At 40.2% G+C, this 24,083-nt stretch carries 23 protein-coding genes and 1 tRNA gene; 20 read left to right on the forward strand and 4 right to left on the reverse strand.

The window, feature by feature from the left end; all coding sequences use genetic code 11:
• The first annotated feature begins 82 nt into the window (after positions 1-82).
• From WJP93_RS12165 to WJP93_RS12225, 13 genes are all read left to right on the forward strand, one after another.
• Positions 83-156, forward strand: a tRNA-Met gene (locus WJP93_RS12165).
• A gap of 154 nt (positions 157-310) precedes the next feature.
• The gene (locus WJP93_RS12170) at positions 311-1,276 is read left to right on the forward strand and encodes a tRNA-dihydrouridine synthase family protein (protein ID WP_337548581.1); all 966 of its coding nucleotides are present in this window, start codon (positions 311-313) and stop codon (positions 1,274-1,276) included.
• A 257-nt stretch (positions 1,277-1,533) separates the two neighbouring features.
• Positions 1,534-2,544, forward strand: a complete 1,011-nt coding sequence (locus WJP93_RS12175; protein ID WP_337548583.1) for a hypothetical protein — start codon at positions 1,534-1,536, stop codon at positions 2,542-2,544.
• A gap of 128 nt (positions 2,545-2,672) precedes the next feature.
• Positions 2,673-3,842: a CpaF family protein gene (locus tag WJP93_RS12180; RefSeq protein WP_337548609.1), complete on the forward strand. Its 1,170-nt coding sequence runs from the start codon at positions 2,673-2,675 to the stop codon at positions 3,840-3,842.
• Positions 3,826-4,563 (forward strand): type II secretion system F family protein, encoded by a 738-nt coding sequence (locus WJP93_RS12185; protein WP_337548585.1) that lies wholly within the window; start codon positions 3,826-3,828, stop codon positions 4,561-4,563. The genes WJP93_RS12180 and WJP93_RS12185 overlap by 17 nt, the downstream gene beginning before the upstream one ends.
• Before the next feature lie 76 nt (positions 4,564-4,639).
• The gene (locus WJP93_RS12190) at positions 4,640-6,094 is read left to right on the forward strand and encodes a hypothetical protein (protein WP_227102356.1); all 1,455 of its coding nucleotides are present in this window, start codon (positions 4,640-4,642) and stop codon (positions 6,092-6,094) included.
• A gap of 39 nt (positions 6,095-6,133) precedes the next feature.
• A complete protein-coding gene (locus WJP93_RS12195; RefSeq protein WP_118615553.1) occupies positions 6,134-6,358 on the forward strand; it encodes a Flp1 family type IVb pilin in 225 nt (74 codons plus the stop codon).
• Positions 6,355-7,803, forward strand: a complete 1,449-nt coding sequence (locus WJP93_RS12200; protein ID WP_337548587.1) for a DUF5702 domain-containing protein — start codon at positions 6,355-6,357, stop codon at positions 7,801-7,803. Before WJP93_RS12195 ends, WJP93_RS12200 begins: the two co-directional genes overlap by 4 nt.
• Positions 7,804-7,835: 32 nt before the next feature.
• Entirely contained in the window at positions 7,836-8,768 is a 933-nt protein-coding gene (locus tag WJP93_RS12205; RefSeq protein ID WP_337548589.1) for a TadE family protein, read from the forward strand.
• Positions 8,765-9,202, forward strand: a complete 438-nt coding sequence (locus WJP93_RS12210) for a hypothetical protein (RefSeq protein WP_262538852.1) — start codon at positions 8,765-8,767, stop codon at positions 9,200-9,202. The genes WJP93_RS12205 and WJP93_RS12210 overlap by 4 nt, the downstream gene beginning before the upstream one ends.
• Positions 9,203-9,248: 46 nt before the next feature.
• Entirely contained in the window at positions 9,249-9,842 is a 594-nt protein-coding gene (locus tag WJP93_RS12215) for a hypothetical protein (protein WP_337548590.1), read from the forward strand.
• A gap of 45 nt (positions 9,843-9,887) precedes the next feature.
• Complete coding sequence (locus WJP93_RS12220; RefSeq protein ID WP_337548592.1) at positions 9,888-10,862, forward strand: DUF6382 domain-containing protein; 975 nt, start codon at positions 9,888-9,890, stop codon at positions 10,860-10,862.
• Positions 10,863-10,974: 112 nt separating this feature from the next.
• Positions 10,975-12,006 carry a rhomboid family intramembrane serine protease gene (locus WJP93_RS12225; protein WP_337548593.1) on the forward strand — a complete coding sequence of 344 codons (1,032 nt, stop codon included), beginning with the start codon at positions 10,975-10,977 and terminating at the stop codon, positions 12,004-12,006.
• Here the strand turns inward: WJP93_RS12225 and WJP93_RS12230 are convergent.
• The gene (locus tag WJP93_RS12230; protein ID WP_337548595.1) at positions 11,963-12,628 is read right to left on the reverse strand and encodes a HAMP domain-containing sensor histidine kinase; all 666 of its coding nucleotides are present in this window, start codon (positions 12,626-12,628) and stop codon (positions 11,963-11,965) included. The genes WJP93_RS12225 and WJP93_RS12230 overlap by 44 nt on opposite strands.
• A 171-nt stretch (positions 12,629-12,799) precedes the next feature.
• On the opposite strand from WJP93_RS12230, the gene WJP93_RS12235 reads away from it, so the two are divergent.
• Entirely contained in the window at positions 12,800-13,222 is a 423-nt protein-coding gene (locus tag WJP93_RS12235) for an HIT family protein (RefSeq protein WP_118615535.1), read from the forward strand.
• Between the two features lie 118 nt (positions 13,223-13,340).
• Here the strand turns inward: WJP93_RS12235 and WJP93_RS12240 are convergent, their stop codons facing one another.
• Complete coding sequence (locus WJP93_RS12240; protein WP_227102365.1) at positions 13,341-14,399, reverse strand: undecaprenyldiphospho-muramoylpentapeptide beta-N-acetylglucosaminyltransferase; 1,059 nt, start codon at positions 14,397-14,399, stop codon at positions 13,341-13,343.
• A gap of 1 nt (position 14,400) precedes the next feature.
• Positions 14,401-14,646, reverse strand: a complete 246-nt coding sequence (locus tag WJP93_RS12245) for a TIGR03905 family TSCPD domain-containing protein (RefSeq protein ID WP_118615533.1) — start codon at positions 14,644-14,646, stop codon at positions 14,401-14,403.
• Positions 14,647-14,900: 254 nt separating this feature from the next.
• Here WJP93_RS12245 and WJP93_RS12250 point away from each other — a divergent pair, with 254 nt between their 5' ends.
• The gene (locus tag WJP93_RS12250; RefSeq protein ID WP_227102366.1) at positions 14,901-15,830 is read left to right on the forward strand and encodes a hypothetical protein; all 930 of its coding nucleotides are present in this window, start codon (positions 14,901-14,903) and stop codon (positions 15,828-15,830) included.
• Positions 15,831-15,881: 51 nt separating this feature from the next.
• Here WJP93_RS12250 and WJP93_RS12255 read toward each other — a convergent pair whose 3' ends face one another.
• A complete protein-coding gene (locus WJP93_RS12255; protein WP_337548597.1) occupies positions 15,882-16,151 on the reverse strand; it encodes a hypothetical protein in 270 nt (89 codons plus the stop codon).
• Between the two features lie 180 nt (positions 16,152-16,331).
• On the opposite strand from WJP93_RS12255, the gene WJP93_RS12260 reads away from it, so the two are divergent.
• The 5 genes from WJP93_RS12260 to WJP93_RS12280 all read left to right on the forward strand — a co-directional run bounded on the left by WJP93_RS12260 (position 16,332) and on the right by WJP93_RS12280 (position 23,885).
• Entirely contained in the window at positions 16,332-17,909 is a 1,578-nt protein-coding gene (locus WJP93_RS12260; protein WP_337548599.1) for a hypothetical protein, read from the forward strand.
• 729 nt (positions 17,910-18,638) lie between these two features.
• Positions 18,639-20,063 carry a LysM peptidoglycan-binding domain-containing protein gene (locus tag WJP93_RS12265; protein WP_337548601.1) on the forward strand — a complete coding sequence of 475 codons (1,425 nt, stop codon included), beginning with the start codon at positions 18,639-18,641 and terminating at the stop codon, positions 20,061-20,063.
• Positions 20,064-20,184: 121 nt separating this feature from the next.
• The gene (locus WJP93_RS12270; RefSeq protein ID WP_337548603.1) at positions 20,185-21,414 is read left to right on the forward strand and encodes a DUF5711 family protein; all 1,230 of its coding nucleotides are present in this window, start codon (positions 20,185-20,187) and stop codon (positions 21,412-21,414) included.
• A gap of 90 nt (positions 21,415-21,504) precedes the next feature.
• Entirely contained in the window at positions 21,505-23,490 is a 1,986-nt protein-coding gene (tkt, locus tag WJP93_RS12275; protein ID WP_337548605.1) for a transketolase, read from the forward strand.
• A gap of 92 nt (positions 23,491-23,582) precedes the next feature.
• Positions 23,583-23,885, forward strand: a complete 303-nt coding sequence (locus WJP93_RS12280) for a nucleotidyltransferase domain-containing protein (protein WP_337548607.1) — start codon at positions 23,583-23,585, stop codon at positions 23,883-23,885.
• The last annotated feature ends 198 nt before the right edge of the window (positions 23,886-24,083 follow it).

Genomic DNA, 24,083 nt, shown 5'->3' on the forward strand with positions numbered 1-24,083 from the left:
AAGGTCAGGGTAGGAAATGGTAATAGGTTTGGATGAAAAGTTTGTGTGCAGTTTTGAAGGTACAGAAATGCCTTTATAATATGGCGGAATAGCTCAGCTGGCTAGAGCACACGGTTCATACCCGTGGTGTCGAGAGTTCAAATCTCCCTTCCGCTATTTGCTTAGCTATCACTGAAAAGTGGTAGCTTTTTTGTTTACTAGTCCACTTCAAAGAACAAAACGAAGCTGCGAAGCAGCGAGAGCACGGAGTGTGGGTTTTGTGAATGGGCGTCCCGTGAACCTAAATAAAAGTAAGAAGGAGATAAATTTCATGAAGTATCAGATTTCAATGGCACCTATGGAAGGATTGACAGGTTATGTCTATCGTAGGGCGCATCATGCATATTTTGCACCGCTTGATACCTACTATACGCCATTTATTTCAAATAAGAAATTAGGAAGTCGTGAACGTCATGATGTGTTGCCAGAACATAATGAGGGAATGCATGTAATTCCGCAAATTCTGACCAATCGTGCTGATGACTTCTTGGAAATTGAAAAGCAATTGTATGAATACGGATATCGAGAGGTGAATCTCAATTTAGGATGTCCGTCTGGGACAGTAACTGCAAAAGGACGTGGGGCAGGTTTTTTAGCATATCCAGAAGAGTTAAGCAAATTTTTGGATCAGATATACTCAAAAACGAGAATGAAGATTTCTGTAAAAACAAGGATTGGCATTTCATCAGAGGAGGAGTGGCCACAGTTATTAACACTGTTTAACCAGTTTCCAATTGATCATTTGATTATTCATCCTCGTTTGCTACAGGATTTTTATAAAGGTTATCCTCATATGGATGCTTATCAGTATGCAAAAGAGCATAGTTTATCCCCAATTTTTTATAATGGAGATATTCATTTTGTGGATAAGTGGAATGAAATAAAGGGTGGTCTTGGGATACAGACAAAAGGTGTTATGCTAGGTCGTGGCTTACTTATGAATCCTGCTCTTGCAGAAGAGATTAATCATGAAATGGAAGAAGGCGTTAGCGAAAAAAGGAACGTGGAGAAAACGCTGTCATCTGAGCGATTGAAGAAATTTCATGATGCGATTTTAGACGGATATTGTGAGGAGATGTCAGGAGATCGCAATGTTTTGTTTAAGATGAAAGAGTTATGGGTTTATCTGGGAAATGGTATCCAGGCATCGCCTAAGCTATTGAAACAGATTAAAAAGTCTAACTCTGTGAGAGAATATAAAATTGCATCGGATGCAATTTTTCGAGAATATAATTAAAAATAATGTAAAATTAAAAAGCCTTTCTACTCTAAAATGTTGGGGTAGGTAAGGCTTTTTTTGCGTAAAAGTAAAAATATAAACTCACACAATATGCATTATACATACAATACGGATACTTATTATTAAATAAATAGAAAAAACATTGACTTTAACTATCAATCTGTTAAAATGTGCTCATCAGTAAATTTTAATTTATTATGAATGAAATTTTAGTGGTAAAAATACCAGTGAAAAAGAAAGGAGAAAGTGTGCATATGAAAAAGGTAGTGGCAATGTATGAGCAGGAAGAGGTGTATGGAAAAAATCTTGCAGAATATGTGAACCGCAAGGAAAATATGCCATTTGAATTGCAGGTATTTTCGCAGGCAGATAAGCTGTCAGATTATCTGCAGGGGCATACACCGCAGCTTCTCCTTCTTTCTGAAGAAAGCAGTTTGGAATCGTATGGAGAGATGTCTGTGAAAACGCAGGATGTTTTATATTTAACTGAACATAAAGAGCAGGCACGTGATCATAAGGAAAACTATATTTATAAATATCAGCCTACGGATCAATTATTAAATCAATTGATGCAGCGTATGAGTGATCATGACAAACGGGACAGTCCAGTAATGCAGGAATCGTGTCCTATATACGGTGTGTATTCTCCAGTAGGAAGATGTGGAAAGACAACATTTTCTCTTTTGCTTGGGGAGCTGTTGGCGCGCAAGCGGTCAGTCTTATATATCGGTTTTGATGAATTGCCGTTTTGGGATGAGGAAGAGAATATATCAGAGGAGCAAGGTGAAAAAGGAACGCTATCAGATGCCTATTTTTACTGGCAAAGACAAAAATTAAAGGAAAAATTGCCAGTACTTGTATCACATTGGCATGGAGTTGATGTGCTTACCGGAATGAATTGTCCAGAGGATCTATGTGCAATACAGCCAGAAGAATGGAGCCAGTTGATTTTAAAAATTGCGCAGGAGACAGAATACGCAGCGATTGTTTTAGATATTGGATCAAAGCTGTGGCTTGCAGATTCAATGTTTTCGATGTGTTCTCAGCTATATGTGCCAGTGCTTTCAGAACGTTTGGCAAAAGATCAGCAAAGACGTTTTGAGCTTTGGCTTGAGAAAAATGGCAGTGATGAGTTTTTGCAGCGTATGCAGATTGTAACGCTACCTCAGTGTGTGCAAAATGGAACAATGAAGGAACGGTTAGAATACGCTCTGTGGGGAGAAGCAGGAGATTATGTGCGCAATTTAATAAAGATCGAGTGGTAAATAAAATGAAAAAATGCGATGAGGAGCTGTTTTCGCTGAAAGGTCAAAGAAACAGTAATGAAGATGATGAAAAACAACGGCAAAATCTTTTTGGATTGTTGCGTACCCAAGTAGTGGAGCAGCTTGATATGACAAGAGAGCTGACAGATGATGAATTGTATGCAAGCATTGATGAGGTTTTGATGATGCCGCAGTACAGAAAACAATTTTCAGTGCGGGTTTTGACGCAGCTAAGACAGGCATTGTATGATTCATTTCGAAGGCTGGATGTATTAAGTGAGGCATTAGATGACCCGGAAGTGACAGAGATCATGGTCAATGGTTATGATCAGATTTATGTGGAAAAGCAAGGTGAGTTAGTTCGTTTTCCTAAGGCATTTTCATCGCAGGAGAAATTAGAGGATGTGATTCAGCAAATTGTAGCGAAAGTAAATCGCCGGGTAAATGAGGCAAATCCAATGGCAGATGCTCGCCTTGAGGATGGATCACGAGTAAATATTATTCTTCCTCCAATCGCGCTCAATGGTCCGATTCTTACGATCAGGCGATTTGCAAAGCATCCTCCTGATATGCACCAACTAATAAAATGGGGTGCATTGTCAGAGGATGTAGCGCAATTCTTAGCGAATCTGGTGCGAGCACGCTACAATATATTTATATCAGGAGGAACCGGTTCAGGAAAGACTACATTTTTGGGAGCACTTGCGGAGTATATTCCTGATCAGGAGCGTGTTGTCACGATAGAAGATTCCGCAGAGCTTCGTTTATATCATATCCAAAATCTGGTTCGATTAGAGTCAAGAAATGCAAGCCAGGAAGGAAAATATGAAGTGACAATTCGGGACTTGATTAGAAATAGTCTGCGTATTCGTCCTGATCGTATTATTGTCGGAGAGGTACGAGATGCGGCTGCGCTAGATATGCTTCAAGCGATGAATACTGGTCATGATGGTTCACTTTCAACGGGTCATGCCAATAGTGCACAGGATATGATGACACGTCTTGAGACAATGGTTTTGATGGGAGTGGAGCTTCCGCTTGCAGCAATAAGGGGACAAATTGCCTCGGCAATTGATATTGTAATTCATTTGGGGCGTTTACGAGATCGTTCCCGAAAGGTACTTTCTATTCAGGAAGTTACTGGTCTTGACGAAAAAGGAAATGTAACACTGTCTGTACTGTATCAATTTCAGGAAACGGGGGTTGTGGATGGAAAGATCACAGGAAAACTCGAGGCGGTTCATTCACTTAAAAACTGCGAAAAACTTAAGAGCGCAGGAATTGTATTGTCTTCCTGAGGTATTAGGCTTTAAGGAGAAGCTTTTGTATGGAGCTGTGGGAGCAGCAGGCTGGTTAGGGCTTACTTATATTTTTTATCATGATTTTTTGCCAGGATTTATTTCAATGCTACCGTTTATTTATTTTTTCTTTCGATGGATTAGAAAATCGCTGCATGAAAAGCAAATACAGCGTATCAGACGCGAATTTCAAGAATTAATTCAATTGTTATCTGGTGCATTTAGGACTGGCCATTCAGCAGAAAATGCAATGCAGGAGGCTTCTGAGCAGCTATCTATGATGGAAGGAGAAACTGCTTATATGGTTCAGGTTATGCAGACAATGCTTACAAAAATGAGTTTGGGAGAACCTGCTGAGCAGGTATGGCTGTCGTTTGCAGATGCATGTGAGATAGAAGAAGTAAAAGAATTTGCAAAAGCTTTTGCGCTTGCTAAGAGAAGTGGTGCATCAATGCCATTTATTTTGCAGAAAATCGCTAGTCAGCTTGTATTGAAAGTGCAGACGCAGTCTCAGATCGAGACAATGCTTGCAGGGAAAAAGCTAGAACAAAAGATTATGAATTTGATGCCAGTTGGAATCCTTTTATATTTATCTGTTACATCACCGCAGCTGCTTAGTGTAATGTATGAGACGACGACAGGAAAGATGATTATGACAGTGTGCCTTTTTATTTATATAACGGCATATCTTCTTTCTGAGAGGATAACGAGACTAGAATAGTCTGTAATTAAGGATGCTGTAACTAAAACAAGAAAGAATGAAGTTGCTGAAAGGCAATAATAGGGAGGTGTGCTGCATGGCGTTGTTTTTTAGTTGTCTGATGGTGGGATTAGTAGTAATTGCTGTATGGAAACGAAATTATAAAAAGGAAACAATTGACAACATTCTGAGTGAGGGAAACAAAAAAGAATGGTTACGGTTTTTATTTCCAATGGGACTGTGGATTTATGATTTGCTATCAAAGAAGCAGCCAGCTCAAAATGAAGAAGAAAGAGAGTGGGCAAAAGCCTTATATGTAAGAGAGGATGCAAAGAAAAAGCTGCAGCTTCAAGGCGCAAGGCAGATGGTAAATTTCTGGATATGTTTATTTTTTGCGAGTGTGCTTGGAATTGCTGTTTCATTTCTTCCAGATACACAAATACAAAAAACAGAGCTAGAGCGTCCGGAGTTTGGACAGACAAAAGACTATAGTTTGACAGTGGAAGGTTTAGAAGAGGGAGATCAGACCATTCACGTAAGTGTAGATGGAAAAGAACCAGAGACACAAGGTATGATGGCTGTGTTTGATGATGCATTTGATTCAGTAAAAGAACAGATTTTAGGAGAAAATGAATCACTTGAAAATGTTCAGACTAATCTTTCTCTCGTTTCTTCCACAATTTATGGAATACGTGTGGCGTGGAAAAGCTTAACTCCAGAACTTTTGGATGATTTTGGCGTGATTCAAATACAAGATATCCCTCCAGAAGGTGTTACTGCTCAGCTTCAGGTAAAGCTATCTTATTCTATGTATGAACAGTATTACACGCTTGATGTGAGACTGATGATGCCAAAGAAGGATGCGCAGTATTATATGATGCTTTTGACAAAACAGTTAAAGGATGAAAATAATAATACGAAAACAAAGTCTATAGTGACGCTTCCTGAAAATATAGAAGGAAAGAAGTTAACCTATAAAACAGTGCAAACACAGCCGATCCGCCTGATGCCAGCGCTATTTTTAATATTGCCGTTTGTTTTATATGAAATTGCAAGGCAAAAAAGGAAAGAAGCATTTGAGAATCGAAATAAACAGCTGATAGCTGATTATCCTAATTTTGTGTTTGAGTTAGGATTGATGATTCAGTGTGGATTAAATGTACGCACGGCATGGAATCGTTTGACTGCAGAATATGAAGAAACACAGCATAAATGCAAGGGATATCAACGTTATCTGTTTGAAGAAATGCTTGTTACCCGAAATCAAATAGAGGCAGGTGTAAATGAAGCAGCCGCATATGGTGCATTTGGAAGGAGGTGCAGAGCACACTGCTATTTGAAGTTAGGAAGCAGCCTTGAACAGAATTTGCGTCAAGGAATATCGGGATTAGAGCAGCAGCTTGATCAAGAACTGACACAGGCGTTAGAACAGAGAAAAAACCAGGCAATACAGGATGGTGAGCGTATGGAAACCAAAATGTTGTTTCCGATGTTTCTTTTGCTTGGATTAGTAATGGCTATAGTAATGATACCTGCATTTATGAGTATGTAGTGATTAAAAATAAAGAATTACGGAAGGAGGTATATTTCGATGGAAGGAATTAAAAAACATACGGTTTTTTGTCGTATCACTGATGGCGCAGTGAAGAAAATTAGAAGATTTAGAAATAATACAAAGGGAGTTACTACTGTTGAGGTGATCTTAGTTCTTGTAGTGCTTTTGGCAATTGTTGTAATTTTTAGAGAACAGCTTACCGCTATCGTAACTGGAATTTTTAGTCATGTAAATAGTACAGTAAGTGAATTGTATGGATGATGAAAAGGTTACATGAGAAAGCCAGTATAACTGTATTTTTATCGCTGCTGCTTGTACTATTTATTGGATTTATTATGATGATGACAGAGCATACGAGGATATTTGGACTTCGTCAGCGCCTGGTCTGTGCTACAGACTCTGCAATGGATTCATTATTTTCTATGTATGATCGTGAATTACTTAATGAATTTGATTTAATGCTTTTAAATGAAAATGAATTAAGTAATAATCAAGATATAGAGGAGGTTGTAAGCAAATATTTGACGATGAACGCAAATCCAAAACAAGACCATTTGCTTTTATCTGGGAATCTATATAGAGGAACAAGCAGCACTGCAGAGATTGAAAATACGGTTTCGGTCATTGAAAATGAAGGAGAATTATTTGCCAGAAGCGTACTGGAATTTATGAAATACCGCACACTTGGAATTGCGGTTGAAAAAGTACAAGAGCAGCTTGAAGAGCTGGAAATGGGTGATGATGCGAAGACAATGGCAAAAGAGCAGCAGGAACTGGAACAAGAAAGTTTTGATGAGCAGTTTTTAGAAAAAACGAATGAAGAAAAGAAGAAGTATGAGGAAGCGATAGAAGAAAGCTGGCTTGAAAAATTAGAAAAGCTCAAGGAAGATGGTTGGCTGAATTTTGTACTGCCGTTTGATCAGGCTGCATCAGGATATGTTATTGAGGCAGAGGATCTTCCATCAAAGTGGAGAACTGTAAATTTTACATGGTATCACTCTGCGATTAGTGAAATGGAAGAAAGTTTTTTGTTTACAGAATATCTTTTAGAGCATTGCCGCAGTTTTACAAGTACAGGCGAGACAAATAAAATGGCATATGAGCTAGAATATATACTAAATGGCAAAACAAGTGATAAGGAAAATTTAAAATCAACAGTAAATTCACTTCTTTTAATGAGAGAGGGACTGAATTTATTTTCTGCATGGAAGGATCCTGTCTTATCATCTCAGGCAGAGACAGCGGCAACTACTCTTGTTGGTTGGACTGGCGTATATCCTGCCATTAAGCTGACGCAGTTTACAATGATTGCAGGTTGGTCATTTGCTGAGGCTATAGTTGATGTAAGAACATTGCTAAGCGGAGGCAATATTCCTATTATTAAAAACTCAGAAAGTTGGACATTGGAGTTTTCACAGATCGCAGATTTTTTGGATGGAGATTTGTTTTTAACAGCAAAAGAGAATAATGGACTGTCATATGATGAATACTTACGCCTTCTTTTGTATGCGCAAGGGCGAAGTGATAGACGCTACCATACAATGGATGTCATTCAGCTTAGAATGAGAGAAAAAAATCCTGATTTTTCGATGGCGGATTGTTTGGGAGCTGTACAGGTTAAGGCAAGTATGAAGGCGGCGCCGATTTTTTATTGTTTTGCTGGGTCTGGATATGAGATTTCGTGCGAACAAAGCCGTATGTATTAGATTAAAATTAAAATAAAGAAAGGTGGTGTACCATGAGGCTGGCAGTTGATCATAGAAAAGCATTCAAAAAAAAATCCAGGTATCGATCATTTTGTTTTTCAGTCGGCTGCCAGCAATGTAACGGTTCGCTGACTGTTGAAGCCAGTATAGTGCTGCCTATTTTTCTTAGTGTTATTATGGCGCTTATGTCTTTTTTTGAGGTTATACAGATACAGACGCGAATTCAGCAGGGAATGAAGGATTCAGTTACAAGTGCTGCTGGATATTATTATTTGCTTGAAGAGCCAAATGAGGCAGAAGATGTAGGCGGTGAAGAAGCAGAGGATGTGACCACGCTGATAGTTCAAGGTGGAATTACAGCAGTTTATTTAAAACAAAAGCTTCTGTATTCAGTGGGAAGAGAAATTTTAGATCGTTCATGGATTATAGGAGGAAGTGATGGACTGACCGTACTTGGTTCTCGTTTTCCAGATGATGATGGAAATTTAGATCTTACCGTAACATATCGCGTGAGAGTTCCGTTTCTTCCGGGAAATTTCGGTTCACTTTTATTTACACAGCGGGAGTGTCAGCGTGTATGGAGCGGAAATAAAGCACCATCGCAAGATGGCGATAAGATAGAAGATGAGACTAAGGAAGACCCAATTGTGTATATTACGGAAACAGGAAGTGTGTACCATACAAGTTTGGACTGTTCATATCTGAAGCTTTCTGTGAAACAGATCCGTCATAATGAAGTAGTCAATTACCGCAGTGATGATGGCAGCAAGTATTATGCATGTGACAGATGCGAAAAAGGCGGAAGTGGTTTTTGGGTGTATATTACATCAAGTGGAAATCGTTTTCACACAGATCCAAATTGTGCGGCGCTAAGAAGAAATGTAAAGTCAGTAAAGCTTTCAGAGGTTTCAGATCGTCACTGCTGCAGCCGCTGTGCCAAACAGGATGATGGAGGAAAATCATGACGCAGGCAAGGTGGATTTTTATTATTTTATGCTTTTTGCTTCCAGCGGCAACTGATTTGTTATTTCATAATGTATCTGTGTGCTGGCTGATTGGATGTACAGTTATTGCAATGATTTGGAATTTCTTTTGTGGATGCGAAATCCTTGATTTAGTGTTTTGCTTATTTCCAGGGATGATAGTGTGGCTTTTGGCGCGTTTTAGTAAAGGCATTGGAATGGGTGATGTACTTTGCATATTTTTGCTTGGAGCGGGCTGTGGGGTGGAAATAGGGCTGGAAATTTTATTTGTAGGCAGTATTCTTTGTCTGTGTGCACAGTTGATGCAAAGAGTTTTTATAACACATGTTTACCAAAAAGAAATACCATTTGTTCCTTGGCTGCTTGTCTCAATTTGCATCAATTGTCTGATATATACTGCGTTTATAAGCAAGTAGTAAAACCGGACTGCGAATGTTAGCTTTACGAGAAAGAGGTGTTTTTGTGAAGCAGGAAAAGAAAAAGATTGTTATTCTGATCAAAAAGAAGCTTTTATTTCGGGAAAAAGCAAGCTTTACTGTGGAGGCCAGCTTGATTATGATGACAGTTCTCATGGCTGTTTTTATGTGTATTTATTATGGTTTTTTCACTCATGATAAAGCAGTGTTAGAGGAAGTATCGTGGCATACAGCGCAAAAAGCGATGCTTTTGGTGACAGAAAACAGTAGTATGAAAGATGGAGCTTTTTCTTGGGAAGAACTTCAGGAAAAAGGGCTTTTATGGCGGATCTCGCAGAATACGGCAAACCAGGATATAATTTGTGAATATGCAAATACGCATATAGAAGGTGAATTATTTGCCTGTGATATGCCATCATTTTTGGTGAAGGCAGGACCTGGAATGGTTAAGATTACATATAAGGCACCAATACGTCTTCCTTTTTTTGCCCTGATGCGTTTATGGGGAACACCAACAGAAATTACAGGACAAGTGCAGGTACATGAATCAAAGCAGGAGGAGTTTATCAGACTGGTAAGAGGAATCAAGCGGGATAAAGAAACAGCGTCAGATTCTAAAGAAATATCAGCTGAAGATTGAACATTTTACGAAAAGCAATAAAAATTCATTACAGGGGGTGATATAATGGCACAAATGGAAGTATCATACAGCCGAAGGCTTGATTATCAGTATATGATGATAGAGACAGACGAGGAAGCCAGATCAGATTATAGGTTGTCAATGCTGATTAACAATAGGATCAATGGATTTTTACCTGTACATGTTCAGCAAATGAATGGAAAAAGTACGCTTAGCTATGAGATTACATCATTAGAAAACTTACCGGAATTTCTTGATGCCAGAAAGATCACCTATGATGAGATGGTGTCACTTCTATTGCAGTTTTGCAGTGCAGTTTCAGAGGTAGGGCGTTATTTGCTAGACGGAGAAGGAATATTACTTGAACCTCAGTATATATATGTGTCGAAAAGCTTAGAACGTATTCGATTTTGCTATTATCCATATCAGCATATGCCGTTGCATCAGTCTGTAAATGTATTATGTCGATTTTTGATTGATCATATTGATTATGATGATAGAAGAAGCTTAGAACTGGCATATGGACTCTTTCAGGAAAGCCTTCGGGAAAATTTATCAATCAGTGTAATTGTTGGATGCATAAAAGATCGGTTAGAGAATGCCACAAATGATTCTTGTGATTCTAAAGTATCTTCTGTGCAGATAAGTTCTCAAATTAATAAGCAAATAACAGACCAAGAATGTGGACAGAGCGATTCTAAACAGACTGATTCTGGTGCAAGTGAACAGGAAAAACAACAGAAAATACAGCAGGAAAAACAATATAAAAATGTGCAGCAAGTGTCAGATTCACCTAAGAGGGAAAAAACAAAATGCAAGCAAAAAAAATCGTCAGTTACAGTTGTTGGCATATTATTAATTATGGTTATTTTGGGATATGTGTTTTTTACAGCAGGGAAGCGTTTGCTTTTGTTAGATCTCATCAATAAAAATCTGCTTGCAGCTGCTGGGATTTTCATAGTCGTGGCGGCAGTGGCAGCAGCATTTATGGCATATTGGATATTAAAGCCAAAACATTGACAAATCTTATTTCTAATGATAAAGTTGACTGACAGAATTTTGCTAGTTACAGTTCATTCAAATATGTGTCCTGTGAATTGTAGCTTTTGTTAAGTACAACGAGGTGATAAGGGTGGATCAAAAATTGGTGCGCGAATTTGTGGAAAAAAAGCTGAAGCGTGGTGGGTATACGAATATTGCTGCAGCAAATTTTCCTTGTGGTGTATGGATCAAAGAGGATACGAAGCTGTATGCAGTTTGTTTGTTCGATGATCCAAATAAGCTGGCAGCCGATCCGTGGAGAATTGATAGGGTAGTTGATTATACAGCACAGAAGGTTAGAGAGCAAAAACAGCTGGAGTGTCAATTTCTTGCACTTGTGCTGTCAGATGATTTTTCAATTTCAAAGCAGCTTGTAACAGGCTTTTACCCAAGGTGGTTTATAGATGACGCTGGACAGCCAGTGATTTTTGACGGACAGCCGTCTGAATTTTGTGATCTTTATGCTACCCTGATTAGAAAGGAACGTTTTTCAGATCGTTTTAATGGAAAACGAATAGCAATTAACAGAATACCAGAGGTTACGTTGATGTTGGTGATTCTTAATATTTTGATTCAATGCATCGTTGCAGTCGGTGAGATTGGAGGAAAAGAATCGGCATTGATGAATATGATGGTACTGCAAATTGGTGAGTTTGTTCAAAAGCCAGAGTGGTGGCGTCTTGTTACAAGCGTTTTTCTTCACTTTGGATGGGATCATTTATTTAACAATATGCTTGTTCTTTTGTATCTTGGTGCATTGGCAGAGCGCTGTATTGGAAAGTGGCGTTTTCTTGGTGTATATTTAATCAGTGGCATTGGCGCAAATGCGGCATCTGTCTGGTGGTATGTGCATCAGGGGGATTTGCTTGTAGCGACAGCTGGTGCATCTGGTGCAATTTTTGGAATCGCAGGTCTTTTACTATGTATTGTTTTATTGTCAAAAGGTCATTTTGAAGAAATTACGCTTCGGCAGCTTATTTTCATGATGTTTTTCACTTTATATCATGGATTTGCCGAAAGTGGTGTCAACAATTGCGCACATATAGTGGGCGCTATAATAGGTTTTGTATGCGGCATTATTATTTTTTGTCAGATGAAAAAACGCAAGGCAGAAGGAATGTAAAGGTGGCACCCTGATTTGGAGCAGAGCTTACGCGTATATGACCGCCATGTCCTTCAATAATACGTTTGGCAACTGGAAGGCCAAGCCCAGTACCATCTGGTTTTGTGGTAGTAAAAGGATGGAAAATAGTAAGAAGTTGTTTGGGTGCAATCCCGCAGCCATCATCTGTTATAGATACGACAAATTGTTCGTTTGATTTTGTAAGAATAATTTGAACGTTTCCATTGTCAGATATGGCATCAAGTGCATTGACAATCAGATTTAAAAGTGCTTCCATCATTTTTGGGGAGTCGAGAGGCATGTAGGCGCATGAGACGCGGCTTGTATATGTAAGTGTTTTGTTCGTTCCCTCGGTTAAAGGAAGACATGATAAATAAGCCCGCCGCAGTAAATTGCACAGATCACTGCGTTGTTTCGTCAGTTGGTCAGACATGCTGTAATCTGTCAGATCACGAAGAAGCTTAGTCATTAAGCGGCAGTCAGAGGAGAGCTCTGGCCAATAACGATAGCATCTAACTTCAGGATGCGCGGCTTCAATAGCCTGAATACTGCTGCACAGCAAAGAAAGCAAAGTTTGAAGTTCATGGGCGGCATTGGCAAGAAAATAGGTTTGATCGTTCATAAGCACCTCCATTACAGCTTTAAATTGTTACCTGTTAGATATATCATTTTTTATAGATTGTCTCAAGAAAAATGTAACGACATTTTGTGCTCTTGTAATTTATCAAAAAAATGAGTATACTGGGTACAAAAGAAAATGGCATAAATATTTGCCGAAAGAGAGGTTTTAATTATGTTAGATGATAATTGTATTTTTTGTAAAATAGCAGCAGGTGAGATTCCATCAGAGACTGTTTATGAGGATGAGCAGTTTCGCGCAATTCTTGATTTAGGTCCGGCATCTGCAGGACATACATTAATCCTTCCAAAGGCGCACTTTAAGGATGTAACAGAGATCAGCGATGAATATGCCGCAAATGTTCTTAAAGTTGCTGCAAAGCTTGGAAAGGCAATGAAGAAAGGTCTTGGATGTGAGGGCTTTAACTTAGTTCAGAATAATGGTGAGGCAGCAGGACAGACTGTTATGCATTTCCATATGCATGTGATTCCAAGATATGCAGGCGGAGAAGACATGGTCTCATGGGATCCGAAGCCAGCAAAGAGAGAGGAACTCGAAAAGCAGGGAGCAAAATTAAGAGAAGCGCTTAAAGATTAAAAAGAAACTTTTATTATTGAAGGTTTTACGCATCATGAAAAGCAGTTTTTTATAAACATAAAGAAGACATGATTTCAAGAAAAAAGGCAGATTCCACAATTGGAGTTCTGCCTTTTTTTTACGATAATTCTTTAATTAGCTTGATTACAATATCTACGCCATTGCTTTGATTGCTGGTGGCCATCGCCTTTTTGTAAGAATCACGATTGTTGTAAACTTCGTGAACAGCTGCCATCAGTGTATCAGCATTTAACTTTTCTTCTTCAAGTACATAGGAAAAACCTTGCTTTTTAAAGGAGTTTGCATTCAGAATCTGATCACCACGGCTTACGGCTGCTGGAAGCGGAACAAGAATGTTTGGCTTCTTGAGTGCCAAAAGCTCACAAATGGCATTAGCACCTGCACGTGAAAGCACAATATCAGAGATTGCAAACAAATCTTTAAGCTCATCAGAAATATATTCATACTGAATGTAGCCTGGCTGAGCAAGTGTACTGTCAAGATTTCCCTTGCCGCACAGATGAATGACATGAAACTCCTTAAGAAGCTGAGGAAGAGCACTTCTAAGACCGGCATTAACTGCACGTGAACCAGTACTTCCTCCCATCATCAAAAGGATCGGCTTGTCGTCACTAAGTCCTGTAAAAGCAAAGCCGGCATCCCTTGAGCCATTTAACAGTTCACGGCGAATTGGTGTTCCAGTAAGAACAGCCTTATCAGCCGGAAGAAGCTTAACTGTTTCAGGAAAGTTGCAGCAGATTTTTTTAGCAGTTCTCATACAGATTTTGTTTGCAAGGCCTGGTGTCATATCTGATTCGTGAATGATAACAGGAATATGATAGTGACCAGCTGCAAGCACAACAGGAACGGCAACAAAACCACCTTTGGAGAAGACAACATCCGGCTTGTAGTCACGGATCAGCTTTTTAGCCTGCTGAAAACCTTTGATAACACGAAATGGGTCAGTGAGATTTTTTGCGCTTAGATAGCGGCGAAATTTTCCAGTGGCAATTCCGTCATAGTGGATGCCCTGTGCTGTAATCAATTTCTTTTCCATTCCCTCATAGGAGCCTATGTAATGAATGTCATAGCCTTCTGCTTTAAGGTCTGGCAAAAGAGCGATGTTTGGTGTAACATGACCGGCGGTACCGCCGCCAGTCAATAATATTTTTTTCATTTTATTCACCCTTAATAGACTTTAATGCCTTTGCGAGCTGATCCGGACATGAAGTTCCACGGCCGTTGCAGTTGATTCCTTCGAGACGGGCGATTACTTCATCAACCTTCATACCCTTAACAAGAGATGAGATACCCTGAGTATTGCCATTGCAGCCGCCAACGAACTGAACGGACTCGATAGTATCACCATTAACCTCGATATTAATTTGACGGGAACATACGCCCTTTGGAGTGTAACTTGTCATAAAAAAGCCTCCTTTATATTTCAAAAATGTTTTTTAACGCATGAAGCAAAAGCTAGCAGCGTCTTTGCAGACAGTATAGCATAAACGCGGGTTGATGTCCATTCACAAAAAATAGATAACATCAAAAAATAAAAGGAAAAGAAAAAAGTATCAGATATATGGAAAAAAAGTGTGAGTGAGGTAAAAAAGTGCGATGGATTCTGTCTTAACAAGCTTGCAATTCTATGCTAGTGTATGAATTAGGAGACCGGAAAATGAATCTGAAAATTTCGGCGGAAAGGGGCGATGGTATGTTAAATTACCTGGAACAGGGAATGATCCTGTATGTTATGGCGGCAGTTTGTGTGATTGGAGTTATCAGCAGATTTGCAGCAAACCGTTGTTACAAAAGTTTGATTCGACAATCTGATAATCTGGCAGCGGCAAAGGACAAGCAGCTGCAGCAGATGAAGACAAAGTACGAGAGCATTTATAGGATGAATTGCGGAATAAAAAATACAGAAGCATTTGTAAGTAAAATGCAGCAGCAGTATCGTATAGCAGGAACACGTCTGACGAGTTGGGAAAATTGCAGTATTTACTGTGCGGCAGCAGCATTTCTAATAGGTGCCGTATCCTCGTTGATTCTTTATTTGAATAAAGGAAGTGTTCAAAATTGTGTATTGTATCTGGCTGGAGGAAGTTTGATGGCAGCTGGGATGATTGTGCTTTCTGGTTTGATGGGAAATAGTTCCAACAAAGATCTTCTTGAAACAGCACTTGTCCACTATTTTGAAAATGTGCTTGTTGTGCGAAGTGCAAGAGATATGCCAGATGGCATCAGTGAGGAGCAGCCAGACGAGCTTGTGCAGCCAGAACGCGAGGCTGTTAGAAGCAGTGCAGCAGCCAGAGCACGAGGAGCAATGAGGGATGATCTTTTTATGCAGAAAAAGGATGGTGCACAGAAAGAAAATAATGTGTCAGCGGAGAATGAAAAGCGGGTGAACCGCCCAGAGCTTGTCAGAAAGGAAGAACCTGAAAAGGATCATCAAAAGCAGTTAGAGGAGTTAAAAGAGAGCCTAGCGCAGATTGCGGCGGCCCGGGGGGAATCCGGGGATCGACAAGTACATAAGCAGCAGACAAGAAAGCTCTCCCCAAAGGAAGAGCAGCTGATCAATGATATTATAAGTCAATATTTGTCATAAGGCTAACATAAACTGGCTGTCTAGGATATCTTGAAATTAATTAGCAAAGAATTAATCTTCTTCAATGATCTGAATTTCAAGATAGTCAAAATCGATTACCTCAATAAAACTGTCCTGAGTGAAGCGTGTTTTGGCGTGACGCTTAAAATCAGAAATGTTTGATGGCAGCCAGATTGGGACAGCCAGATCAAATTCATGAGCGATGGTTTCGAGTGCTGCGAACACCTTTTTGGTGCGGGTCATATCAAGTGATGGATTTTCAACAACAAAATCCTTGAGAAGATGGTTGTCTGCGAAGACTTTACCCCACATGCGAAACATAAAAACCTCCTAAAAAGAAAAAACTTGTGCTATAGTGAAAAATAGTATATAGTAAACTATAGGAACTGTAAATTGATTGAAAACTGACTTTGTTTTGTGGTCAGTATAACAAAAACAATTCTCAAACGCAAGTGCGAAAATGGGAATGGTTCTTGATAATCATCGTTAGGAGGAGTAAAAATGGACGATTATAGGCAGCCGGATACTCCGGAAACAGCTAATGAAGTTGAAATGCTGCTTGATCAGCAGGCAGAACAGGCTGTGCCAAGTGAGGCATCCAAGGAGACATCAGCTGATATGAAAGCAGAGCCGGTTAATCTGGAAGAAATTGTGCAGCAAAAGGAGCAGCTAGAAGAAGTAAAAGAGCAGCCAGAAGAACTGATGGAGGAAGCACAAGAGCAGCAAGAAGAATCAGAACTGACTGAGCTTACCAAAGAACAGCCAGAAGAATCAGAGCAGGCTGAGCTTAAAGAAAAACAACTGGATGAATTAGATGCCGCATCGACAGAAGAGTCACAAGAAGGTTCAATGGAACTTTCAATGGAACCTTCAATGGAACTTTCAATGGAATCTTCTATGGAAGTGGAAGCAAAGCCAGAGGATGAGGCAACCAGAGAAGCTCAATCATCCGTCTTTGGTCAAGCAGTTACACTTGATGCAATTCATGATTCTGAGTTAATCAAAACAGTAAATAGGGCGAAGCAGTTGTTAAATGATCTTGATGAGGCAGAGAAGGATAAGACACGCCTGACTGGTGAGTTAAAGCAAAGCGAGAAGGCGTACAGCAGCATGGAAAAGAGTGTGGCAGAGGGAATTACCACGGCACTTAAAAAGAAAAAAGAAGAAATTGCTGCAACGTATGATCGTGAGCTGAGTCAGTATCAAGACCAGATTGATGTATGTAAAACTGAGCGTGCAAAGGCAAAGGCCAATGCAATAGCACAGCGCATTCAGGTTGAGACAGCGCCTCTAAGTCAACAGAATCAGCAGCTAGAGGCACAGATTGAACTGAAATTTAAAGAAAATAAAGTTCCAGTCGTATGTAAAAAGCGTGCGATTTCCATGCTGTTTTTCCCTAAAAACAGCAGAGATTGGACAATTGATATTTTAGTTGGTGTGGGCTTGATTTTCTTTATTCCATTGTTTTTCTCATTGGCAATTTCGAATCGTCTTGTGCTAGCATTTACATTTTTTGTATATGTGGGTGCATTATTTACTGTATATTTGTATTTGCTTCACAAGTATATGCTGAAGTTTGCAGGTGTAAATGAAGAGGTGGAGGAACTTCGAAAGCAGATCCGCATTAATAATAAGAACAAGCAGCTGATGACGAACCGCATCAAGAAAAGTCAGAATGAGACGGGCTACAATCTGGGCAGCTTTGATGATAAAATCACAAGTATTCAGCAGGTTATGCAGAATACAGTAGAAAAGCGCCAGGAAGCACTTGAAAATTTTGAAAGCGAAATTCGTCATCAGATCACAGCAGACATTACAGCTGCCAACAAGGATGAGCTTTTAGGGCTGCAGCAGGAGTTTGAGAGCAAGCGTCAGGAACTTTCAGATAAGAAGGAAGAGATTGAGCAGATCGAAAAGCAGCTCAAGGAAGAATATGAGCCTGTCTTTGGAAAGGATCTGCTGTACAAGCAGCGTTTAAATAAGTTTGATTCCTTCTGTCAGGAGAATGCAGATCTGTCGCTTGAAGAGGCATTGACTCAGTATAGGGCACTGTCTGGAAGTAAGCTGTTAAAAAAGTAAAAAGTCCCTGATAAATTTCATCAGCCAGATTCATCATGAAAGAAAGTGGGACACTTTGACGGTGAAATGGAATGGGATTGTCTTCGCAGCTTGTGACCCCGGTAATAGAGATTTCTCCCACCGGGGGAAGCGACTTTGCAACACCCTCGCCAGGATATAATGCACTGTTTGAAAGACAAAGCATGCCAAGATTTTCTTTAGCACCTATTGAGGCATCTATTGCAATTGTGAGAAAGTCGCCCAGATGCTTCACATAATGAAGCTTTTGACGCAGATTCACAGCATGTACAGGATGAGCAAGCGATCCGCATACAACAAATGTATGCTGCATGGTATCGCAAAGACGCTCTAATTTATAACCTACTAAAGGACCAAGACAGTCCCCAGGGACACGGTCACTGCCAATACAAAGGAAAAGTATTGGTCGGTGGCCGTTCTTTTTTTGGCTTAAATCAACAAGATTGGCTAAACGGCAGGCAAAGCCTTCCGAGGAAAAATCAGTTTGCGAAAAATAGGATGGAGAGTTGACTGTGTTCATAGATACCGCCTTTCTGAAACGTTCTTTGCTTCATTCTATCCGGGGAAGAAGCGCTTTATTCGCTTGTCGAAAGATTATGTGTATTCGACAGGCGGTTTTGGCAGATTCTGCACGGTTGTAGTGATACGATGTGCTAAGAAAGATGGAAAATACCGTGCATAAACTGCATGGAACTGGTCTGGAGGTGTTATATGGAAGAGGAAAAGAAACTGCCAAAAAATATTCGTCAGATGGCAGAAAAAGAAGAGCGGGTTAGAGTGTATCTGGAAGACTATGCATATACATTTATTCGTAAATTAAATTGTACAGGGCATGTACGCACTGGTATATTGCTTGGAAGCAAAATGGTTACAGAAAACAAAAGATGCTGGTTTGTAAAGGGAGCAGTTGAGTTAGAGGATGCGCAAGGCAGTACTGAAGAAGAAAATGAGCAAAAAACAGCGATTACGCAGCAGGTCTGGGATAATACGTTGTCAGTGATACAGGAATATTTTCCAGGATGCAGTATATGTGGCTGGTTTATAAGCGGAACAGAAGAAAATTTTCCAGATGGTGAAGAATTAAAAAAAACACATCGTCAGATTTTTTCTGGGGAAAATTGTTTGATGTACTGGAAGAAGGGGGATGAGGAAAGCTTTTGGATGGAGGAAGAAGATACAATTCTCCATTTGAAGGGGTATTTTGTTTATTATGAGAAAAATAATGAAATGCAAAATTATATGCTGAGCCGCAATGCGGATCAAAGTGAGGATGTCAGCGATCAGGCAGCGCTTAATTTTAGAAAGATTATGAAGGAAAAGCAGGATATAAAGCATCCGCAAAAGTCAAAACACATAAATCAGACGCCTAAGCTAACAGCAGAAAACGGCATATGGGTAAAGGCAGGGGCGGCAATTCTTTTTATTATTTTAGTAGGAGGTGGTGTCCTTTTTTCAAGAGGGATGAATAAAAAAGAGGATTCTGTGCAGGCGCTTGCAGTAGGAGCATCCGTGGAGAGAAAAAGCGGTGAGAGCGAGCAGGTTGCTTTTGAATCAGAAAGCGAACAAATTGCGGCAACAAAAAATGACATTGGTGCATTGTCAGCGTCTTTAAAAGAAACGGAGAATACGCTTGAAGTTTCAGCTACAAAGATACCAGAAAGCAGTGAAGAAAAAGCTTCAGTTGCAAAAACACCAGAAAGCAGCCTTTCTTCATCTGAGACAGAAAAAAAAGACGTGGCAGCTATTCAAAATGGCGGGATTTTTTCTGGAGATATGATGTTTTATAAGGATGGTCTTGGAGCATCAGTGTATCGTATCACAAGCAGCACCGAAGCATCAAAAAATGAAGAATCAGATGCAGCATCATCAGAAGAAAACGAAAGCAGTACGCAGGAAATTTTAACGGTAGCGGCACCAACGCTGCCCACAGAAGAAAATGCAGCACAGGGGACGAGTGAGGCAGCAGAAGCAGCAGTAAATCGTCCAGTTTCATACACGGTTCAGCCTGGTGATACATTGATTGAGATTAGTAAAAAATTTTATGGTTCCTCACAGATGGTTATGCAGTTAAAGGAAGTAAATGGACTTGATGATATAAATAAAATTTATATTGGACAGGAGCTGACTTTGCCGTGAAAATTTTTAAGGAACTTTGACACACACCCTTGGATATGTTATACTTTTTTGGACACTGTGCAGCTGTATGTAAGATGCAGCTGGAGTTTGAAAGTCAGCACAGTGGTGGAAAGGAAAGTACATGGCAAGGGACAGTGAATTTCAACGGGAAAGAAAGAAGAAGCAGCTTAGGCAGAGCATGGTTACGAACGATAAGGTTCGCAGTGCACCAGTAAGCTGGGCTGAGGATCATAAAAGAACAGTCAATGTCGCAGGAATTGTTGTTGCAGTGTTGGTGTTAGCTGTTGTGCTGGCGTGGTTTGTGGCAGAACGGCTGTGGCGTTACAAAACATATGAAGTCAGCTGGAGAACTGATGTGTCGAATGCGTCATCAGCAGGATACGTATCATATGGAGACGGCATTGTCGTAATGAATAAAGATGGTGCTACGTATTATGACAAAAAGGGCACAAAGGTGTGGTCTGCGCCATATGATATGAGCAATCCAAAGGCAAATGTCAAAGGTGATTATCTTTTGATTTATGATTTAAAAGGAAAAAATTTTGCAATTTGTAATAAATCGGGAATCACTGGAAGCGGAACTACATCTCAGATAATCACAAAGGGAGTGATTGCGTCGACAGGTGTAACTGTGCTTCAGTTAGAAGATCAGGATGCGAGTTTAATTTCTTATTATCGAAATACAGGCGAGGAGCTTGCAGTTTCGATTCGCAATCCGCTCCAGATTGATGGATATCCGCTTGACATTAGTGTTTCGCCAAATGGTCAGCAATTAGCTGTATCATACTACTCAATTTCTGAGGGTGTTGGAACAAGCAGTATTTCTTTTTACGATTTTGAAAAGGGAAAAGAAGCTGCAGATCGTATAGTAGCAAGTTTTGATTATTCTGAAAATGGCGCATATGTCCCGAAGGTTGTCTATTTAAGTGATACAAAAGCGTTTGCAGTTGGAGATTGCTGCATCAGCTTTTTTGACGTGTCAAACAGAACTGCAATTACTCGAAAAGATATTGCTGTTGAGGGAGAAATTCAGCGTATTTTCTATAATAACGAATACCTTGGTCTTGTTGTACGTGATGAAGCGAAAACAGGCTATCAGCTTCATATTTACACGTCAGAAGGAAATGAAAATGCTGTTACAGAGCAGGATAAACTTCATACAGGCTATGCATTTCAGCAGAGAAATATTGTCATGTATGATGCGGATTATTGCGAGGTTCAATCATTTTCAGGAAGAATACGTTTTGCAAGAGAGTTTGGAAATAATTTGTATACTGTCATTCCGGGCGACAAGTTTAAGACCTATTATTTGGCGACAATGGAGGAGCTTCAGCAAATTAAGCTACGATAACATAAGAAAAACTTGATTTTCGTGCAATGGTCTGGTAAACTGAGCATAAATACAAAATTAAATGCGCTTAAGCGCGGAATGGAGACGAAGATGAATAACATTGATACAATGTCAGTAAACGCGATCCGTGTATTATCTGCAGATGCGATTCAGAAGGCAAAGTCAGGACATCCTGGCTTGCCGCTCGGCTGTGCATCTGTAGCCTATGAGTTATGGGCAAAGCATTTAAAGCACAACCCAAAGGATCCAGATTGGAAGGATCGTGACCGCTTTATTCTTTCTGGAGGACATGGCTCTATGCTTTTGTACTCTCTGCTTCACCTGTTTGGTTATGGTGATTTAAAAAAGGAAGATCTGATGCAGTTTCGTCAGTGGGGTTCTCTGACACCTGGTCATCCGGAGTATCGCCACACAGTTGGTGTTGAGGCAACGACAGGACCTCTTGGTGCTGGTATGGGTATGGCAGTTGGTATGGCAATTGCAGAGCGTCATATGGCATCTGTATTTAACAAGGAAGGATATCCGGTTGTAGATCATTACACATACGCACTTGGCGGCGATGGATGTATGATGGAGGGTATTTCATCTGAGGCATTTTCTCTTGCAGGTACTTTAAAGCTGTCTAAGCTGATCATTTTCTATGATTCCAACCGCATCTCTATTGAGGGATCAACAGATATTGCATTCACAGAGAATGTTCAGAAGCGTATGGAAGCATTTGGTTTCCAGACCATTACCGTTGAGGATGGAAATAACTTAGAGGAAATCGGCAAGGCAATTGAGGCTGCTAAGGCAGATACTGAGAGACCATCTTTTATCACTGTAAAGACTCAGATTGGTTTTGGATGTCCGGCAAAGCAGGGCAAGGCAAGTGCACATGGCGAGCCGCTTGGTGATGACAATATTAAGGCAATGAAGGAAAACTTAGGCTGGCCGTCAGAAGAGCCATTCTTCGTACCAGAGGAAGTTTATGATCATTATAAGGAAATTGTAGAAAGCTTACAGCCGGCAGAGGATGCTTGGAATAAGATGTTTGCAGAATACTGCGAGAAGTATCCAGAAATGAAGGAACTGTGGGATACTTACTACGATGAGGATTTGGCAGAGAAGGTTTGTGACGATGCTGATTTCTGGGCTTATGATGATAAGGCAGATGCAACAAGAAATCTGTCCGGCAAGATGATCAATCGTATCAAAGATAGAATGCCAAATGTAATTGGCGGTGCGGCTGACCTTTCCCCGTCCACAAAGACCTATATGAAGGATGAGGGTGATTTCTCAGCAGAAAATTATGCAGGACGCAACATGCACTTTGGTGTTCGTGAGCTTGCCATGACAGCAATCGGAAATGGTATTATGCTTCACGGCGGACTGAGAGCATTTGTTTCTACCTTCTTCGTATTCTCTGATTATACAAAGCCGATGGCACGTCTGTCTTCGATCATGGGCGTACCGTTAACCTTCGTATTTACACACGACAGTATTGGTGTAGGCGAGGATGGACCGACTCATGAGCCGATCGAGCAGCTTGCAATGTGGCGTGCAATGCCGAACTTCCATATGTTCCGTCCGGCAGACGCAACTGAGACAGCAGCTGCATGGTACAGCGCAATTACATCTAAGAGAACACCGACTGCACTGGCACTGACCAGACAGAATCTGCCGCAGATCGAGGGAACCTCAAGAGAGGCATTAAAGGGTGGTTATATTGTACAGGATTCCAAGAAGGCAGTTCCGGATGCGATCATTATCGCTTCTGGTTCCGAGCTGTCTCTTGCTGTAGAGGCAAAGAAGGTTTTAGCAGAGGATGGAATCGACGTTCGTGTCGTATCCATGCCATGTATGGATATCTTCGAGGAGCAGTCTGAGGAGTATAAGGCAAAGGTTCTTCCAAAGAATGTAAGAAAGAGAGTTGCAGTAGAGGCACTTTCTGGATTTGGATGGGATCGTTATGTCGGACTTGACGGTGACATCATCGGAATGAATCGTTTTGGTGCATCTGCTCCGTACAGCAAACTGTTCCCATACTTCGGATTTACCGTAGAGAACGTAGTAGCAAGAGTAAAGGCACTGTAAAAATGTAAATAAAAACGCAGCAACTGGGGACGGGAAAATGCGGCACTGTAGTGCCGCATTCCCGTCCCTGTTGGCTATTGGAGAAAAATTAAATGGAAAAAGCAGAAAAAACAGGAATACGTGAACAGGTATTAAACGAAATTATTGATTTTGCAGAGAAATATAATGTAAAAAAAGTGGTTTTGTTTGGTTCAAGAGCAAGAGGAGATTTTAAACGCACCAGTGATATTGATTTGGCAGTTTATGGTGGGAATTTTGATCGTTTTGCATTGGATGTAAACGAAGAGACATCAACTCTTTTGCAGTTTGATATTGTTGATGCAGATAGAAAAATGCAGCCGGAATTGATGGAATCAATAGAAAAAGAGGGAGTGGTTTTATATGAAAAAATATGAGAATTTTTGTGTATCTTAAAAAAATATGAAGGAAATTTATCCATTTTTCCGCAGAAAACCTCGTCCGACATAGTCGGGCGGGGATTAATGCGGCATAACAAAAAATAAGTCAGGCAATATCAAGTGCGAGTCTTTTTCTCACATTTTTTTGTTTGCCTTTTGGTATATTTTCGTTTCGGTTTTTCAATACCCTGGTCT

This window comes from Anthropogastromicrobium sp. (assembly GCF_037349415.1).
GTDB lineage: Bacteria > Bacillota > Clostridia > Lachnospirales > Lachnospiraceae > Anthropogastromicrobium > Anthropogastromicrobium aceti.